A 16384-nucleotide genomic window follows, 5' to 3' on the forward strand; every position below is an offset into this window, starting at 1 on the left:
TCAGTTCGAGGGATGCAGCAGGCGCGATTCGTCGTCGCTGCGGAACACGATGGGGATGCTGCGCCGCGTGGGTGCCTGCTTCACCAGCTGCACCACCTTTTCGTGGTGCGGTGACTTGCTGCACACCGGGTCGGCCTCGGTGGCGTCGCCGGTGATCAAAAAGGCCTGGCAGCGGCAGCCCCCAAAGTCTTTGTGGCGCTCATCGCAGGTGCGGCAGGGCGCCTTCATCCAGCTGTCGCCACGGAAGGCGTTGAACGCGTTGCTGCGCTGCCAGATCTCGGCGATGGGCGTGTCTTTCACATTGGGCAGTTGCAGGCCGGGCAGGTCGCGCGCGTTGTGGCAGGGCATGGCCAGACCGTCGGGTGCGATGGACAGGAACACCGAGCCCCAGCCGTTCATGCAGGCTTTGGGCCGCTCTTCAAAGTAGTCGGGCACCACAAACAGCACGCGGGTTTTCGGTCCGGTCTGACCTTCCTGCTCGGCGCGAAAGCGGTTCACCACGGCTTCGGCTTCTTGCAGCGCCTCGAGTGTGGGCATGAGGTGGTCCCGGTTGACCCAGGCCCAGCCGTAATACTGCGTGTTGGCGAGTTCCAGGTATTCGGCTTCGAGTGCCACCGCCATTTCGATGATCTTGCCCACGTGCGGCAGGTTGTGCCGGTGCAGCACACAGTTCATCACCATCGGCCAATCGTGCGCCTTGATCAGCTTGGCCACGCGCTGCTTGAGCTCAAAGGTTTTGGTGTGGCTCAAGAAGTCGTTCAGCTCTTTGGTGGAATCCTGGAACGAAAGCTGCACATGGTCGAGTCCGGCGTCTTTGAGCTTTTGCGCACGGGTGGGCGTGAGGCCCACACCGGAGGTGATGAGGTTGGTGTAGTAACCCAGGCGGTGGGCTTCTTGCACCAGCTCTTCCAGGTCGTCGCGCAGCAGCGGCTCACCACCCGAAAACCCGAGCTGCGCCGCACCCAGCTTGCGGGCCTGCTGCATCACGTCGACCCATTGCTCGGTGCTCAGTTCGCTCTTGACGCGGGCGTGCTGCGTGGGGTTGTAGCAAAACACGCAGTGCAGCGGGCACTGGTAGGTGAGCTCGGCCAGCAGCCACAGGGGCTGCCCGATCGCGGGGTCAGTCAATCCAGCCACGGCGCTGTCCTTCTTCGAGGAGCGAGCTCACCTCGGGCGCGATGCCTTGGGCGTTGAACGCGGCTTCAAGTTCGTGCACGATGGCGCCAATGGTTCGCTCACCATCGCAGCGCATCAATATCTCCGCAGCGCTCGGGTTGAGCTGCACCATGCCTTCGGGGTAAAGCAGCACCCAGCGGTTTTGTGTTTCCTCAAACTGCAGCCGGAAGCGGCGCGACAGCTTGGGGCGTTCGGGCAGCGTGCTCATTGATGGCTGGCCTTTTCAATGGCATCGAGCATGGTCCACAAAATGTCCAGCTTGAACTGCAAGATGTCGAGGGCGCGGTGCTGCGCGGCGCGGGTGGTGAAGTGAGCGAGCGTGACTTGCAGGCCGTGTTCCACGTCGCGGCTGGCCAGTGGGATGCGGCTTCGAAAATAACCAAGTCCGCTGGGCTCGATCCAGGCGTAGTGGGTGGGCCAGGTGGCCAGACGGTCTTTGTGAATCTGCGGCGCGAACATTTCGGTGAGGGACGAGCAGACTGCTTCCTGCCACGGCGCTTTGGCCGCGAAATTCACATAAGCGTCGCACGCAAAGCGCACCGCTGGCACCACGTGTTGCAAAGACCAGAGTTCTTCACGCGAAATGCCCACGGCCTCACCCAGACGCGTCCAGGCTTCAATGCCGCCGGCGGCCGAGCCCTCAAAGTCGCCGTAGCCGTCATGGTCCAGAATGCGCTCGGCCCACAGGCGGCGGTGCGCGCGGTCGGGCATGTTGGCCAAGATGGCGGCGTCTTTGCGAGGAATGCAGATTTGGTAATAAAACCGGTTGGCCACCCAGCAGCGCAGTTCGTCGGGCGTGCAGCCGCCGGCGTTCATGCGCACATTGAACGGGTGGTGGATGTGGTAGCTGCGGCCTTTGTCGCGCAGCTGTGCCTCAAACTCAGCGGGGCTCCAGGCGGGCAGGTGGTTGTCGGGGCGGATGGCTTGTGCGATTTCCATGGCCGGGCTCTTCAGAACGTGATGTCCATGCCGTCGTGGGCGACCTCGATGCCGTGAGCTGTGAGCTCGGCGCGTTCGTCGGAATCTTCCACCAGCATGGGGTTGGTGTTGTTGATGTGGATGAGGATTTTGCGCACGCCAGCGGGCAGCCGGTCCAGCTGTTCGATCATGCCCCCATGGCCGCTTTGCGGCAGGTGGCCCATGTCGAGCGCGGCCTTGGCTGAGAGGCCCAGGCGCTGCATTTCATCGTTGGTCCAGAAGGTGCCGTCCACCAGGACCACACTGCACACAGACATCAGCTCGATGAGCGCGGGTGTGACTTCGGCCAGACCCGGCGCGTAAAACGCGCGCTGCTCCGTGGCGGGGTTGCGCAGCAAAAGGCCAATGTTGTCACCCGGGCGGGGGTTGCCTCGAAACGGAGAATACGGAGGCGGCTTGGACGAGAGCGCCACGGTCTGCACCTGCAGGCCGGGCATGCCCGGCACGTCGACCGTGCTGCCGTCAATCGGCAGTTCGTGGGTGTTGACACCGCAGTAATGCGACAGGATTTTGGTGATGGGAAAGCCGGAGGAAATGTCCGAAAACACCTCGGGCGTGGCCAGCAGCTGCAAGGGCGTTTGTCGCTCGCGCAGCATCAGCAGCCCGGTGACATGGTCGATTTGTGCGTCCATGAGCAGCACGGCGGCGATGCCACTGTCGCGGATGGCGCGGGCGGGCTGCAAAGCGGGTGTGGCGCGGATCTGGGTCAACACGTCGGGTGACGCATTCACCAGCAGCCAGTCGGCCTCGTTCACGCTCACCGCGATGGACGATTGCGTGCGGGCGCTGACCTGGAGGGTGCCGCGGCGCAGGCCGTCGCAGTTGGGGCAGTTGCAGTTCCATTGGGGGAAACCACCGCCGGCCGAAGAGCCCAGGACCCGGATGCGCATAGACTGACCTGTCACAAAGGGAAAGAAAGAGGAAGAAAAAAGCGCACGCGTTATTCACCCGTGCGCCTGGTTGCAGATCGGTGCTGGATCAGCGGTTGGCGATGTACATCGTGATCTCGAAACCGAAGCGAAGGTCGGTGAAAGCGGGGGTGGTCCATTGCATAGTCAGGTCTCCAAAAGTGGGTTGGCATGAAACATGTCTGCAAACTTGTCAGCACCACTGCACATCAAGCCGCGAAGTTATTAAGCAATATAAATGCCATGAAAGTCCAACCTAGGGTCAACCCTGAGCCTGCGAAGCATGCCGTTCGCGGCAGTGCCTGGCCAGCGCCGCGCTACCTGTCGGTGGGTCGGGGGCACCACATGGCATGGCGTGCGGTGGGCAACCCTGCCGGCGAGCCCTGGTTGCTGCTGCATGGCGGCCCGGGCAGCAGTTGCCAGCCCGGCATGCTGGCGCCGTTGGACCTGGCGCGCCAGTGGGCCATTGCCCCCGATCAGCGCGGCTGCGGTGCCAGCCGCCCACAGGGGAAAACCACCGCCAACACGACCCACGCCCTTGTGGCCGACCTGGAGGCGCTACGGGTGCATCTGGGGGTGGCGCGCTGGGCTGTGCTGGCCGGTTCGTGGGGCACAGTGGTGGCCCTGGCGTATGCGCAGGCGCACCCCGAGCGGGTCAAGCGGCTGGTGTTGCGCGGTGCCTTTGCGTTGCGGCGGTGCGAAGTGGGTGGCTTGTTGCAACCCGGCCCGGGTGTGATGCGCAGCTTGGGCGCGGACCCCCATTGGCCCACCTCGGCGGGCCACGCTTTGCCGCCATTGCTGGCGCGGCTGAAGCAATTGCTTCAATCTGGTACACCCAGTGTTGCATCGTTGCGCGTGTCGCGGCGCTGGAACCTGCTGGAAACCGAGGCCGCGGGCCGGGGCATGCGGCGCAGCCTGCGCCACGCCATGCAAGCGCCAGGCCGACAGGAGCCTGTTTTGGCGACTGCCATACGACGCGGCTGGAGTGCGCTGCATCGCCAGCAGCGGCGGGCCCAGGCCGAAGTGAAGCGTCCGAGCATGAATCAAGCTGACCAGCGGTCTTTGAACAAATTCCGCATCCAGTCGCACTACTTGTTGCATCGGGGCTTTGTGCGGCCGGGCGGGCTGGACCGGGCGGTGCTGAGCCTGGCCCAGCAGGGCGTTGCGGTGGACTGGGTGCACGGGCGGTTTGACGCCATCTGTCCGCCCGCCAACAGCCGCAGCTGGGTCGCCCTGGGGCAACGCACAGCGCCTGGGGCAGTGACCTTGATGGGGCCGTGTAGCGGGCACCTGGGGCATGAGCCCGACATGCTGAGTGCTTTGCGCGTCCGTGTACGGAGCACCAGGTGATGGCATTCAGGCGCTCGCGCTGGGGGCGCAGCAGGTTCTGGGCCTTGGTTCTGTGGGCTGCGGCTGCCCTGTGGCCCACGGCATACGCAGGTACGCCCGCTGAAAGTTGCGAGGCTTCCCCAGCGGTGCCTTGGCAAGCCCTGGCTCCCGGTGTCTGGGTCTGGCACCCTGCGGCTCAAGGGGAAGTGTCGGCACTGAATGAAGGACATGTTGCGCCGACCACAGCGCTGGTGGCGGGCGCACACGCACTGGTGATCGACCCGGGGCCCAGCCAACGCCATGGCGAGCGTGTGCGCAGCTCGTTGGCGTGTCGTTTCGGCGCCGAGGTGCAGTGGATCGTCAACACCCATGCCCACGCGGAAAACGTGCTCGCCAACTCAGCGTTTGCCGATCGGATGGTCGCCGGACAGCTGACGGTTTGGGCCAGCGAAGCCACCCGCACGGCGATGCAGCAGCGCTGCCCGGGTTGCCTGGCCAGTTTGACGGCGCGTGTGGGGGTTGCAGCCATGGCGGGCACCCACATCGTTTTGCCCACCCACACTTTGCAAGAGGGGCAGCGGTTGGTGCTGGGCCCCTTGGTGCTGGAGGTGATGCCGGTTGAGCGAGGGCACACCGAAGGGGATCTGGTGCTGTGGAATGCCGAAAACCGCCTGTTGTGGGCTGGCGGCTTGGTGTACGGCGAGCGCATTCCGGAGCTGGCGCAGGGCCGGCTGGACGGCTGGCTGGATGCGCTGGACCGTCTGCAAGCGCTGGGCCCAACCCAGGTGGTGGCCACGGTGGTGTCGGTTGCCGCAGACCCGGGACAGGCGCCTTCAGCGCTGCTGGGCACGCGGGCCTATTTGCTGGCGTTGCGCCAGGGTGTTTTGCGCGCCATGGACGAAGGCCGTCAGCCGCAGGAGGCGGGTGTGGTTGACTTGCCTGCTTACCGATCTTGGGCGGGCTACGCCGAACGCCATGCCTTCAATGTGCAGCGCGCCTGGCGCGAACTGGAGCCGGTTTGGATGGAGCAGGGTGCTCACAGCGCCGTTCCGCTTCCGGGGCAAATGCAGCCTCTTCAGGGGCAGTGAGTCCAACGCTGCGGGTGTACCGCGTGGCTAGCCCAGCACATCGGGGGGTAGCTGGTCTTTCTTGCGGTAGATGGTGTTGCGCGACACGCCCAGCGCCTTGGCGGCGGCCGACACATTGCCCTTGTGCAGCCGCAGCATTTGCGCCATGGCACCGAGCGCCACGTCTTGCAGCCGGTGCCCTTCTGGCTCGGGCATGGCCGTGGTGTCTGAAGGGCTGGACTGCAGCGCCTCAGAGGCAAACATGTGCATGGGCGGGGTCAGTCGGGTTTCAGCCGGCCCGTGTTCCAGTTCTTCCATGAAATCGTCGGGCAGGTGGTCAAAAGCGATCTCACCCTGACAGCCCACCATCACCACGGCTGTACGCAGCAGGTTGTGCAGTTGCCGGAAATTGCCGGGCCAGTGGTAGCGTTTGAACACGCCCATGACCTCGGGCGAGATGCCCACATGCTCTCCGTTTTCACACAGCGACTTGAGGATCTTTTGCACCACCAGGTCGAAGTCGGACCGCTCGCGCAGCGCAGGCAATCGCACCACCAGTCCATTGAGGCGGTAGTAAAGGTCTTCCCGAAACTCGCCCCGGGCGATCATGTCTTTGAGGTTTTTGTGGGTGGCGCTGACCACCGCCACGTCCACATCCACCTCTTTGCCTGCGCCCAGCGGGCTGACTTTGCGCTCTTGCAGCACCCGCAGCAGCCGCGCCTGCAGGTGCTTGGGCATGTCACCGATTTCGTCCAGAAACAGGGTGCCGCCATGGGCTTGCAAGATCTTGCCAATGGAGCCTTTTTTGCGCGCACCGGTGAAGGCACCTTCTTCGTAGCCAAACAGCTCCGACTCGATCAGCGTGTCTGGAATGGAGGCGCAATTGACCGACACAAAGGGCTGCGCAGACCGGGTGGAATCGCCATGAATTGCTTGCGCCAGCAGGTCTTTGCCGGTGCCGGTTTCGCCCAGGATCATGATGGGAATGTCCCGCCCCGAGACCATGCGCAACTTGTGGATCACCGACGACACCTGCCGGTCACCCGTGTCGAGGTAGTGCAGGGAGGAAAACTGCATTTTTTTACCTGTTTGCTTCAGGGGCGCGGGTACCGGCACAGCTGTGCCGGGTGCATCGCCAGAACGCATGTCTGCGGGGCTGGACGTGCCTTGTGCGGGAGCGCTGTTCACCGAGCCTGACCATGCGTTGGCCGCCTTGGCTTTCATGCGGCACCACACCGACACGCCGTTGTGCAAACAGAGTTGTTTCGGGTTGGGCAGCGCGCCGCTGAAGCGTTCGAAGAGCGCCGACACCGACATGCCGAACAGCGACGAAAACGTGTGTGCCTTGAGCGCGCTGTAAGGCAGCCCCATCTGGAACTGCGCGCTGCGGTTGGCCGACAGAAACCGCCCCTCGGGTGAGAACACCGCGATGCCTTCCACCAGCGTGCCCAGAAATTCCGATCGCGTGTGAAAGTGGATGCGGATGGCTTTGGGGAAGATGTCGGCAAACATGTGGTTTTCGATCATCTGCGCCGACATGCGCACCAGCGCCAGCGTGTGCTGGTGCACGCTGCGGTGGTCTCCGGTCACGTCCAGCGCGCCAATGACCTGGCCATAGGGATCAAAGATGGGGGCTGCTGAACAGGTGAGGAATTTGTTGGCGTTCAGGTAGTGCTGGCTGCCGTGCACCGTGAGCGCTTCTTGCTCGGTCAGCGCTGTGCCAATGGCGTTCGTCCCTTTGTTTTTTTCGGACCAATCCATGCCCGGGGTCAGCGCCACCTGGGAGGCTTTTTCCAGGAAGTCGGTGTCGCCCAGCGAGTGCAGCACCATGCCCCGTGCCGACGTCAGCAGCACCATGCTGTGGGTGTTGACGATCTGGTCGTACAGGGTCTCCATGACGGGCGCCGCATGCTGGAAAAGAAACTTGTTCTCCTCCAGCACGTCGGCCAGGAGTCCGCGTCCGGGGCTGGAAAAATCGGGTTCGTCCTGTGCCGACAGGCCGTGCGCAAGCGAGCGTCGGTGCGACTGAGAGATCAAGCCTGCATCCGTGCCTTTTAAGTCATTCGACATATGGCCACCCTTCGGGCGGCCCATGCCGTGCATCTGCATCCCGCCGTTCATGTCGTCTCCTGCTACCGGGGTCAAGGTGTCCCAGGGATCCATTCCCCAAGGCACCATCTCATGCGATGGGCCCGTCGAAGACGGATCGGCTTTTTTGATTTCTTGCATTTCATTGTCCTCGCATCTGTGTCAGGGATCAACACAGGCTTTCCCTTGGTTGCTCCAGTCCGTGACGCTGGAGTGTTCCAGACATAGCAAATTGCTCGCCACAGGCGCGCTCACCCCATGGGTTGGCCTGTGGCAGGCTGCGTCTGTACCAGGGGGGATCTTTCTGCTTCAAATTGCAACACTGGTGTTGCGCGATGGCTCTTGCCCGGCGTGCAACTGAAGGCTTCTCGGGGCGCTGACAGGGCGTTGCTTTGGCCCAAAGCGTGCCTGGCCTGCATATTGCTGAGGATGGTTGCGTACCCGCTTTTCAGCTTTCAGACTTCGGAGACAAACCCATGAAATACCCCACCCATTTCCGTATCCCACTTCTGGGCCGCTGGGCCCTTGGCTTGGCCGTGTGCGCAGGTCTCGCCGCGGTGGTCCATGCCCATGGGGATGTCACCCCCCAAGCAGTAGACACCAGCTCGCTGCCCAAACTGGGCGAAAAGTGGCTGGACAGCAACCCGTACACCACGGGCGCACCGGAGTACAAGGAAGCCTTGCGCATCGGTTCCTCGGCCTACAACCAGAACTGCGCGCGTTGCCACGGGCTCGAAGCCATCTCAGGGGGTATTTCTCCTGACTTGCGCAAGTTTGACCAAGAGTGCACGGGCATGGCAGATGAAGCCAAGAAGAAGGCGTGTTTCAAAGAAATGGACGAGTTCTATGTGGCCACCGTGCGCCGCGGTCGTGTGCGGGATGGACGCGTCTACATGCCACCCTTTGAAAGCACCTTGTCGCAGGAAGCCATCTGGACCATCAAGGCCTACCTCGAAACGCGCCGCGAACCCTGATGCCCTTTGAGGGTTTGCCTGAGGGCGGCGGGTCCGAGTGGATCCCGGCCGTCTGGGCAGGCTAGAGCACCACTTACAGGCGACGATTTGCCCAACCCGCACAGGAGACCAAATTGAACCAGCACGACATCCCCGCCACCCCATGGCCCAGCGGCGGCTCGGCGTACCCGAGCCGCCGTCAGGTGCTTGCCGCTGCCCTGTGCTCCACCGTGGCGCCCTTGTCATTGGCCCAGCGGCCTGACGAAGGTGAGCCTTCTGAGTTCGAGGTCATCAAACAGCGCGGATCACTCATCGTCGCCGTCTACAAAGACAACGAACCCTATTCCTACGGACCGCCCGCCAACATGCAAGGGCTCGATATCGACATTGCCCGTGCTTTGACGCGAGAAATGGGATTGGGTCTCTCCCTGCTGCCTTTTCAGGCGGCTGAAGACATGCATGGCGATCTGCGCAACATGGTGACCCGAGGGCACTACCTGGGCCATGGCCCGGCAGATCTGCTGATGCGCGTCCCTGTTGACATGCACCTCATGATGGCCGATCGCCTGGCCTTCATTTTCGGCACCTACCAGAAAGAGGTACCCGTTTTGCTGGTCGACCGTCGGCGCGTGCAACGCGTGGAGACACCGGACGACCTTAAAGGACTGCCCCTGGCAGGAGAGCGCGGCATGGGCCTGACCTCTGCAATGTTGGGCTACGGCGGCGGAATATTGAAAGATCAGGTTCGCTTGTTCGACACCGGTTTGCTGGCGGCGCAGGCGGTGGTGGATGGCACGGTGGCCGCAGCCTATGTGACCCGTGCCCAGGGCGAGTACGTGCTGGCCCGCCTTGCTGCTTCACCTGCCCATCTGGGTATAGAGGAAATTAAACTGGGCAATCTGGTTGATCGTGGCTGGCCGGTGGGTGTCGCGATCAAGTCGCGCAATCGCCAGCTACGGCTGCTGGTGGAAGAGGCTTTCCGCCGTCTGCACGCATCTGGAGAAATGCTGGCCATTTTTCGACAGAACAAGCTCACGCTCACCACAGCCTGAGGGCAACCCTTTCGGGTCAGGCGGGACCGCCGGGACGCTTGCTACTCAGCTTGCGGTAAACGGTGGCACGGCTTATGCCGAGCGAGCGGGCTGCTTCCATCACATTGCCGCGCGCGTCTTCCACCGCTTTGCGTATGAGTGCCGTCTCGACATCTTTCAGCGGCAAGCTGGTGTGCCTGGCTGGTGGCGGGTTCTGGGGTTGGGCTCGGTCGCTGCTCAATCGACTCCACACCGCCAGCCGCAGGCCCGACCACAACGGCAGTTCACGCGCAGCGCTTGCGCTGCGGGCGTCATCAAACAACGTTTCAAACGGCACCGCAAACACGTCGCTGCAATGGGGCCAGGGCGCGCCGGGTGCCAGGGTGAGCATGTCGGCGGCGGCGCGGTTGGTGCCGGTCACAAAGCCGTCGGCGTCCACACAGACCAGGCCCGCGCTGTCTTCGTCGGGTGAGCTGCCGGGCCAGTGGATGCGCAGCAGCAGCTGGTGGGGCTGCGCCAGTGTGAGTGCGTTTTCAATGCGTCTGGCCGACTGCGCCACCAGGTGTTTGAGCGCCGGGCGCTCGGCCACATGGATGCCTGTGAGATCGAGCATGCCCACGCAGCGGCCGTCGGGACCAAACAGCGGTGCACCGGCGCAGCTGTAAATGCCGGTGTCGTCAAAAAAGTGTTCGCCGCGGTGCAGCCACACCGGTTGGAGTTCGGCCAGGGTGGCGCCAATGGCGGTGGTTCCCACCGCCTGCTCAGACAGGTCCACACCCACACGGGCGATCAGGCTGGCCTGCGGGTTGTGGCGGTCCACAGGGCCGTTCACGTCAATGACCACGCCTTGCGCGTCGGTCAGGATGGCGAAGTAGCGGGTGTCGGCCATGGCCCGCGCGAGCGACTGAATGACGGGAGCTGCCGCGTGCAGCAGCGGCCGGCTTGCCTCAATGGCACGTTGGGTGGCAGGCGCAGCAACGGTTTGAAAGGCCAGCGCCTGTTGCGGACGAAAACCTTGCGCCAGGCAGCGCCGCCAGGAGCGTTCGATCCAGGGTTCCACCCAGGGCGCCGCGTGCAAACCGCCTTCACTCAAAACCGCACGCCGTGCGCTTTCAATCAGGGCCATGCGGTCGGTGGTGGGTGCTGTTCCGGGCGGTAGCGGGCTTGTGTTCATGCCGTGTCTCTCTTTGTTGTTCGGTCGTCTGCGACACCGTTCAAAGCAGCATCAAGTATGCCAACTCTGTGCGTGTTTCATTTTGAGAATTTCATGAGAAGCGGGGTAGTTGACTAGGGATAACCCTGAACTCAAAGTGGCTTAAGCCTTCAACAATGCCTAGGCAATTCCTTTCATAGGCATGGCACTGCACAAGCAGCGCCGCTACCCACCAGGAGACCTCACATGCAGAAAGTCCTGCACATCAACCCGGACAAATGCACCGGATGCTTGCAGTGCGAAATGGCCTGTTCTTTCGAGAACTATGGCACCTACGCCACGTCGAAATCGCGCATCAAGGTGTTTGACTTTCACCATACCGGCAAGAAAGTGCCCTACACCTGCACGCAGTGCGACGAGGCCTGGTGCCTGCATGCGTGCCCGGTGGAGGCCATCACGGTGGACAAGGTCACCGGCGCCAAGGTGGTGAACGAAACCACCTGCGTGGGCTGCAAGGTCTGCACCATCGCCTGCCCGTTCGGCACCATCAATTACGTGCAGGAAACCGGCAAGGTGCAAAAGTGCGACCTGTGCGGTGGCGACCCGGCCTGCGTGGAAGCCTGCCCCACCAGCGCCATCACGTTCATCGATGCCAACTGGACTGGCATGGACAAAATGAAACAGTGGGCCGACAAGCTGGGCAACCAGCCTTCGGCAGCCTAAGCCTGCCGCTTGAACCCACACTCACAGGAGACTCAATATGTCATGGGCTGGAAAAATCCTCCGCGTCAATCTGACCGAAGGCACCGTGAAATCCGAACCGCTGAACATGGAGTGGGCGCGTGCCTACATCGGTTCGCGCGGGCTGGGTAGCAAATACCTGATCAACGAAGTCGATCCCAAAGTGGATCCGCTGTCGCCAGAGAACAAGATCATCTGGGCCACCGGCCCGCTGACCGGCACCATGGCCTCCACCGGCGGCCGTTACACGGTGATCACCAAAGGCCCACTGACCGGCGCCATTGCCTGCTCGAATTCGGGCGGCTACTGGGGTGCTGAATTCAAGATGGCCGGCTGGGACATGGTCATTTTTGAAGGCCGCTCGGAAAAGCCGGTGTACCTGTACATCAACGACGACGACGTGGAACTGCGCGACGCCAGCCACCTCTGGGGTCAAAGTGTCTGGAAGACGGAAGAAATCCTCAAGTCCAGCCTGCAAGACCCGCTGGTGCGTGTGTCCAGCATCGGCAAGGCCGGTGAAAACGGCGTGCTGTATGCGGCCGTGGTGAACGACCTGCACCGCGCGGCTGGCCGCTCGGGCGTGGGCGCCGTCATGGGCAGCAAGAACCTGAAGGCCATTGCCGTGCGCGGCACCAAGGGCGTGGGCAACATCCGCGACCCGAAGGCTTTCATGAAGACCACCTTCGAGAAAAAGAAAATCCTGGCCGAGAACGCGGTCACGGGCCAAGGCCTGCCGGCTTACGGCACGCAGGTGCTCATGAACGTGATCAACGAGATTGGCGCGTTGCCCACCCGCAACCACCGCGACGTGCAGTTCGAAGGCGCCAAGGACATTTCGGCAGAAGCCATGGTGACGCCGCGCGAAAGCGACGGCAAGAAGCACTTGGTGACCAACCAGGCTTGTTTTGGTTGCACCATTGCCTGCGGCCGCATCAGCAAGATGGACGAGGGCCATTTCACCGTGGCCAACAAGCCGCAGTACTGGGGCGCTAACGGCGGTCTGGAATACGAAGCGGCCTGGGCGCTGGGCGCTGCCAACGGTGTGAACGACCTGGAAGCGCTGCAATACGCCAACCTGCTGTGCAACGAAGAGGGCTTTGACCCGATCAGCTTCGGCGCTACCGTGGGCGCCGTGATGGAGCTGTATGAAATGGGTGTGCTGACCGCTGAGCAACTGGGCATTGATGCCAAGTTTGGCTCGGCACAAGCGCTGGCCCACTTTGCCGAAATCACCGCCCGCGGTGAAGGCTTCGGCAAAGAAATTGGCATGGGTTCCAAGCGCCTGACCGAGAAGTACGGCCACCCCGATCTGTCCATGAGCGTCAAGGGCCAGGAATTCCCGGCCTACGACGGCCGTGCCATCCAGGGCATTGGCCTGGCTTACGCCACCAGCAACCGGGGCGCCTGCCACTTGCGCGGTTACACCATTGCGTCTGAAGTGCTGGGCATTCCGGTGAAGACCGATCCGGTCGAGTCTGAGGGCAAGCCGGAACTGGTGAAGGCGTTCCAGGACGCCACCGCCGCGTTTGACTCGTCGGGCCTGTGCGTGTTCACCACGTTTGCCTGGGGTGTGGCCGATCTGGCACCGCAACTGCAAGCCGCCTGCAACGAAGAATTCACCACCGAAGAGCTGGAGAAAATCGGTGAGCGCATCTGGAACATGGAGCGCGAGTTCAACAACGCCGCTGGCTTCACCGCCAAAGACGACAGCCTGCCCAAGCGCCTGCTGACCGAAGCCGCCAAGACCGGTGCTTCCAAAGGCATGGTCAGCAAGCTGCCCGAGATGCTGCCCAAGTACTACGCCGCCCGCGGCTGGGACACGGAAGGCCGTCCGACTGCCGAGACCAAGGCACGCCTGAGCCTCTGAGTTGCCAGAAGACACGCAGGTGATTGGGGGTCGGATCACCGACTGGAGCAAAGCGCAAAGCGTGTGCTCTGACCCCCAATGACCGGAAGCAACGAAGTAGCGGTCTCCTGAGGCCGCTTTCTTTTTTTGGAGAACACGTTCATGACCCACCACGTCATCCTCGGCGCCGGCCCGGCCGGTGTCATCGCTGCCGAAACCATCCGCAAGCACGCGCCCCACGACCGAATCACCATTGTGGGTGACGAAAACGAAGCGCCTTACTCGCGCATGGCCATTCCCTATTTGCTGATTGGCAAGGTGGGCGAAGACGGCACGCATCTGCGCCACACGGCGGGCCATTTTGAAGCGTTGAAGATCACCGTGTTGCGCGGTGTGCGTGCCAAGGTGCTGGACTCGGCCAAGCGCACGCTGGAGCTGAGCGACGGCAACACCCTGGCATTTGACAAATTGCTGATCGCCACCGGCTCGTCGCCCGCCACGCCGCCCATTCCCGGCATCAACGGCCCCGGTGTGCACAGCTGCTGGACCCTGGCCGACGCACGCGCCATTGCCAACTTGGCGCAACCCGGCGCCAAGGTGTTGCAAATGGGCGCAGGCTTCATTGGCTGCATCATCATGGAAGCGCTGCAGCAGCGCGGGGTGGACCTGTCGGTGGTGGAGATGGGCGACCGCATGGTGCCGCGCATGATGGGCCCCACGGCCGGCGGCATGATCAAGGACTGGTGTGCCACCAAGGGTGTGAAGGTGTACACCGGTGCGCGGGTAGAAGCCATTGAGCGCGGTGACGGCGCCGAGCCTGGCCTGCTGGGGAAAATTGCAGAGGTGGTGGGCATTGGGTCATCGGCCCCAGCCAGCGGCAAGATGCGCGTGCGGCTCTCCACGGGTGAACACCTGGAGGCCGATCTGGTGATCAGCGCGACCGGCGTCAAGCCCAATATCGGTTTTCTGGAAAACAGCGGTGTGCGATGCCTGGTGGGCGTGTTGACCGACGAAACCCTGCAAACCAATGTGCCCGGCATTTATGCGGCGGGCGACTGCGCCGAGGCCTTTGACAAGGTGAGTGGCAAGACCATCGTCAGTGCCATTCAGCCCAACGCCGCCGAGCAAGCCCGCGTGGCTGCGCTCAACATGGCCGGCCAGCAGGCCGATCTGAAAGGCGTGACGCAGATCAACGTGTTGGACACGCTGGGCATGATTTCCACCAGTTTTGGCAACTGGGAGGGCGTGCCCGGTGGCGAACACGCCGAGCTGACCGACCAGGCCTCGGGTCGTCACCTGAGCCTGCAGTTCAAGGACGATGTGATGGTCGGCTGCAATTCGGTGGGCTGGACCGACCACGTGGGTGTGATGCGTGGGCTGGTGGAAGGTCAGGTGCGCCTGGGTGAGTGGAAAGACAAGCTCATGCACGACCCGACCCGGCTGATGGACGCCTACCTGGCCAGCGCGCAGGGGCAGGGCCAATGGAGTGGTGCCGCCGACGAGCGCCGCCGTTGACCGCATGGCCACCGGCCCAATGGCCCCGCTGTGCCTTGGCACGGTGTGCGGTCTTGCGGCCGGTATTGCACCCGCATTGTGTTGGCCAACGAAAATGGCACCTATGAACATCACGCTGAAACTGTTTGCCACGCTCACCGACTATTTGCCCGCCGAAGCCCGGCGTAGCAACCAGGTTGCGCTCGACATTGACCCGGCGCTGCCCATCAACAAAATCATTGAGCCCTTTGGCTTGCCGCCCAAGCTGGTGCATCTGGTGCTGGTGAACGGCAAGTACATCGAGCCCGAAAAGCGCATGACGACCACGCTGGTGGAGGGCGATGTGCTGGCCATTTGGCCGCCCATTGCCGGCGGCTAGAGGATGAAACACCCCCGCCGCGCTGTGCGCGACCCCCTCAAGGGGGCGGCACCAGCCGTCTGGCAAAGCCAGCCCGGCGGTGTCTCTGGGGTGGTCCTTGCGCGCCGGTCCTGATCATTGTTCGCGAGGTTGAAACCCTGACATGCAATCAAGCTACGCCGAAACCTTTGAGCGCGACATGGGCTGCACCGAGTCCGAGTGGCTGGGCTGGCTGCCCGCTGCCATTGGCAGTTGTAGCTGGCAGGTGCAAGGCCAGTCGGCCCTGGTGAACATTGCACCCGGTGCCCTGCAGCTGCGCTGGCAGACCATGCCACCCCGGGTGATTGCGCTCATGCGCATGCCGGTGCTGCGAGTAGGCTTTGCGTTCAGCGGCCTGGACAGCGCGCAACGCTACGCGTTCATGAAACGGTTTGACCTGTACATGCAGCGCGGGGGCGGCTGAACGCAGGGTGAAAAAAACCGCAAGCGGCACCCAGCGGCTTGCGGTCTTTTCATGGGGCTTTGAGGCTCATTGAGCCGGGCGACGTGGTGACATCCAGCCCAGCACCGTGTAAGCCAGCACCACCGTGGCTGCCAGGCCCACGCCATACACCAAAGCAATCAAGAACCAGTCGGCCGGGCCACCCGCGTCGGTGAAGCCCGACGAAGACACCCGGGCCATGATCACCAGCGCCACGCCGCCACCGAAGATGCCGAGCACCTCGGACAGCACCAGACGGCGCGAAACCAGGCCGCGTTCGCGCACCAGCAAGGCGACAAACGCCACCACGCCCACCACCGCAGCGGCCAGCATGATCCAGAGCCAAAAGCCCAGCATTTCTTGAAACACAGACAGGAAAACCAGCGGGTCGAGTTCTTTCATGGGGTTCTCCTTTGGGGTCAGGCGCGGCCGCGCAGCATGCTGATGTAGGTGGGTTTGAGCGCCATGGTTTTCATGACCCAGCTGATCCACAGCTCTTCCAGCGGTGCAATCACGCCGGGGAACGACGTGATGAGGTTGTCCTTGTAGTCAAACTCGATCAGCATTGCCTGGCCCAGGCGCGTGATCAGCGGGCACGAGGTGTAGCCGTTGTAAACCTCGTTGGAGGCTTTGCCGGTGATGTCGCCGATCAGGTGTTAGCGGCGGTCTAAACCCGCGTAAATCTGGCGGCGGTAAGTGGTGACGGAATTTGGTGACGTAATCCGGTGTTCATTTCTGGTGGCGGATTCTGGGTGCGGTTTTCGGTGCTGAGCGTGCCAAC

The 16384-nt window shown here is 62.9% G+C and carries 18 protein-coding genes; 9 read left to right on the forward strand and 9 right to left on the reverse strand.

Features of this window, described 5'->3' with window-relative positions; all coding sequences use genetic code 11:
- The 5 genes from pqqE to pqqA all read right to left on the reverse strand — a co-directional run bounded on the left by pqqE (window position 1) and on the right by pqqA (window position 3207).
- Window positions 1-1137, reverse strand: a complete 1137-nt coding sequence (gene pqqE / locus AC0GNR_RS16695) for a pyrroloquinoline quinone biosynthesis protein PqqE (protein WP_472902027.1) — start codon at window positions 1135-1137, stop codon at window positions 1-3.
- Window positions 1121-1384 carry a pyrroloquinoline quinone biosynthesis peptide chaperone PqqD gene (gene pqqD, locus AC0GNR_RS16700; protein ID WP_472902028.1) on the reverse strand — a complete coding sequence of 88 codons (264 nt, stop codon included), beginning with the start codon at window positions 1382-1384 and terminating at the stop codon, window positions 1121-1123. Before pqqD ends, pqqE begins: the two co-directional genes overlap by 17 nt.
- Window positions 1381-2115 carry a pyrroloquinoline-quinone synthase PqqC gene (gene pqqC, locus AC0GNR_RS16705; protein ID WP_472902029.1) on the reverse strand — a complete coding sequence of 245 codons (735 nt, stop codon included), beginning with the start codon at window positions 2113-2115 and terminating at the stop codon, window positions 1381-1383. The genes pqqD and pqqC overlap by 4 nt, the downstream gene beginning before the upstream one ends.
- Before the next feature lie 11 nt (window positions 2116-2126).
- Window positions 2127-3044 (reverse strand): pyrroloquinoline quinone biosynthesis protein PqqB, encoded by a 918-nt coding sequence (gene pqqB, locus AC0GNR_RS16710; protein ID WP_472902030.1) that lies wholly within the window; start codon window positions 3042-3044, stop codon window positions 2127-2129.
- A gap of 88 nt (window positions 3045-3132) precedes the next feature.
- Window positions 3133-3207: a pyrroloquinoline quinone precursor peptide PqqA gene (pqqA, locus tag AC0GNR_RS16715; protein WP_068167214.1), complete on the reverse strand. Its 75-nt coding sequence runs from the start codon at window positions 3205-3207 to the stop codon at window positions 3133-3135.
- Between the two features lie 98 nt (window positions 3208-3305).
- Between pqqA and AC0GNR_RS16720 the strand changes: the two genes are divergently transcribed.
- Both AC0GNR_RS16720 and AC0GNR_RS16725 read left to right on the forward strand, forming a co-directional pair.
- Entirely contained in the window at window positions 3306-4412 is a 1107-nt protein-coding gene (locus tag AC0GNR_RS16720) for an alpha/beta fold hydrolase (protein ID WP_472902031.1), read from the forward strand.
- A 185-nt stretch (window positions 4413-4597) separates the two neighbouring features.
- Window positions 4598-5479 carry an MBL fold metallo-hydrolase gene (locus AC0GNR_RS16725; RefSeq protein WP_472902032.1) on the forward strand — a complete coding sequence of 294 codons (882 nt, stop codon included), beginning with the start codon at window positions 4598-4600 and terminating at the stop codon, window positions 5477-5479.
- Between the two features lie 27 nt (window positions 5480-5506).
- Here AC0GNR_RS16725 and AC0GNR_RS16730 read toward each other — a convergent pair whose 3' ends face one another.
- On the reverse strand, window positions 5507-7552 hold the full coding sequence (locus AC0GNR_RS16730; RefSeq protein ID WP_472902044.1) for a sigma-54-dependent Fis family transcriptional regulator: 2046 nt from the start codon (window positions 7550-7552) through the stop codon (window positions 5507-5509).
- Window positions 7553-8022: 470 nt separating this feature from the next.
- Between AC0GNR_RS16730 and pedF the strand changes: the two genes are divergently transcribed.
- Complete coding sequence (gene pedF, locus AC0GNR_RS16735) at window positions 8023-8520, forward strand: cytochrome c-550 PedF (RefSeq protein WP_472902033.1); 498 nt, start codon at window positions 8023-8025, stop codon at window positions 8518-8520.
- A 113-nt stretch (window positions 8521-8633) separates the two neighbouring features.
- On the forward strand, window positions 8634-9551 hold the full coding sequence (locus tag AC0GNR_RS16740; protein ID WP_472902034.1) for a substrate-binding periplasmic protein: 918 nt from the start codon (window positions 8634-8636) through the stop codon (window positions 9549-9551).
- Window positions 9552-9567: 16 nt separating this feature from the next.
- Here the strand turns inward: AC0GNR_RS16740 and AC0GNR_RS16745 are convergent, their stop codons facing one another.
- Window positions 9568-10704: a helix-turn-helix domain-containing protein gene (locus AC0GNR_RS16745; protein ID WP_472902035.1), complete on the reverse strand. Its 1137-nt coding sequence runs from the start codon at window positions 10702-10704 to the stop codon at window positions 9568-9570.
- A gap of 225 nt (window positions 10705-10929) precedes the next feature.
- Here AC0GNR_RS16745 and AC0GNR_RS16750 point away from each other — a divergent pair, with 225 nt between their 5' ends.
- The 5 genes from AC0GNR_RS16750 to AC0GNR_RS16770 all read left to right on the forward strand — a co-directional run bounded on the left by AC0GNR_RS16750 (window position 10930) and on the right by AC0GNR_RS16770 (window position 15585).
- Complete coding sequence (locus AC0GNR_RS16750; RefSeq protein WP_439113511.1) at window positions 10930-11406, forward strand: 4Fe-4S dicluster domain-containing protein; 477 nt, start codon at window positions 10930-10932, stop codon at window positions 11404-11406.
- Between the two features lie 37 nt (window positions 11407-11443).
- Complete coding sequence (locus AC0GNR_RS16755; RefSeq protein WP_472902036.1) at window positions 11444-13291, forward strand: aldehyde ferredoxin oxidoreductase family protein; 1848 nt, start codon at window positions 11444-11446, stop codon at window positions 13289-13291.
- Between the two features lie 141 nt (window positions 13292-13432).
- A complete protein-coding gene (locus tag AC0GNR_RS16760) occupies window positions 13433-14785 on the forward strand; it encodes an NAD(P)/FAD-dependent oxidoreductase (RefSeq protein WP_472902037.1) in 1353 nt (450 codons plus the stop codon).
- Between the two features lie 103 nt (window positions 14786-14888).
- Window positions 14889-15143: a sulfur carrier protein ThiS gene (gene thiS / locus AC0GNR_RS16765; RefSeq protein ID WP_472902038.1), complete on the forward strand. Its 255-nt coding sequence runs from the start codon at window positions 14889-14891 to the stop codon at window positions 15141-15143.
- Window positions 15144-15285: 142 nt separating this feature from the next.
- Entirely contained in the window at window positions 15286-15585 is a 300-nt protein-coding gene (locus tag AC0GNR_RS16770) for a hypothetical protein (protein WP_472902039.1), read from the forward strand.
- A 66-nt stretch (window positions 15586-15651) separates the two neighbouring features.
- Here AC0GNR_RS16770 and AC0GNR_RS16775 read toward each other — a convergent pair whose 3' ends face one another.
- Complete coding sequence (locus tag AC0GNR_RS16775; protein WP_472902040.1) at window positions 15652-16005, reverse strand: DUF5368 domain-containing protein; 354 nt, start codon at window positions 16003-16005, stop codon at window positions 15652-15654.
- 17 nt (window positions 16006-16022) lie between these two features.
- Window positions 16023-16169, reverse strand: coding sequence for a hypothetical protein (locus tag AC0GNR_RS16780; protein WP_472902041.1), 147 nt, complete (start codon window positions 16167-16169; stop codon window positions 16023-16025).
- Between the last annotated feature and the right edge of the window lie 215 nt (window positions 16170-16384).

The organism is Hydrogenophaga sp. LT287 (assembly GCF_055702805.1).

Bases quoted from the DNA above. Each gene is read 5' to 3' on its own strand.
- pqqD (WP_472902028.1), bottom strand. From the start codon at position 1,384: ATGAGCACGCTGCCCGAACGCCCCAAGCTGTCGCGCCGCTTCCGGCTG.
- pqqC (WP_472902029.1), bottom strand. From the start codon at position 2,115: ATGGAAATCGCACAAGCCATCCGCCCCGACAACCACCTGCCCGCCTGG.
- pqqB (WP_472902030.1), bottom strand. From the start codon at position 3,044: ATGCGCATCCGGGTCCTGGGCTCTTCGGCCGGCGGTGGTTTCCCCCAA.
- AC0GNR_RS16720 (WP_472902031.1), top strand. From the start codon at position 3,306: ATGAAAGTCCAACCTAGGGTCAACCCTGAGCCTGCGAAGCATGCCGTT.
- AC0GNR_RS16730 (WP_472902044.1), bottom strand. From the start codon at position 7,552: ATGGGCCGCCCGAAGGGTGGCCATATGTCGAATGACTTAAAAGGCACG.
- pedF (WP_472902033.1), top strand. From the start codon at position 8,023: ATGAAATACCCCACCCATTTCCGTATCCCACTTCTGGGCCGCTGGGCC.
- AC0GNR_RS16745 (WP_472902035.1), bottom strand. From the start codon at position 10,704: ATGAACACAAGCCCGCTACCGCCCGGAACAGCACCCACCACCGACCGC.
- AC0GNR_RS16750 (WP_439113511.1), top strand. From the start codon at position 10,930: ATGCAGAAAGTCCTGCACATCAACCCGGACAAATGCACCGGATGCTTG.
- AC0GNR_RS16755 (WP_472902036.1), top strand. From the start codon at position 11,444: ATGTCATGGGCTGGAAAAATCCTCCGCGTCAATCTGACCGAAGGCACC.
- AC0GNR_RS16760 (WP_472902037.1), top strand. From the start codon at position 13,433: ATGACCCACCACGTCATCCTCGGCGCCGGCCCGGCCGGTGTCATCGCT.
- thiS (WP_472902038.1), top strand. From the start codon at position 14,889: ATGAACATCACGCTGAAACTGTTTGCCACGCTCACCGACTATTTGCCC.
- AC0GNR_RS16770 (WP_472902039.1), top strand. From the start codon at position 15,286: ATGCAATCAAGCTACGCCGAAACCTTTGAGCGCGACATGGGCTGCACC.
- AC0GNR_RS16775 (WP_472902040.1), bottom strand. From the start codon at position 16,005: ATGAAAGAACTCGACCCGCTGGTTTTCCTGTCTGTGTTTCAAGAAATG.
- AC0GNR_RS16780 (WP_472902041.1), bottom strand. From the start codon at position 16,169: ATGCTGATCGAGTTTGACTACAAGGACAACCTCATCACGTCGTTCCCC.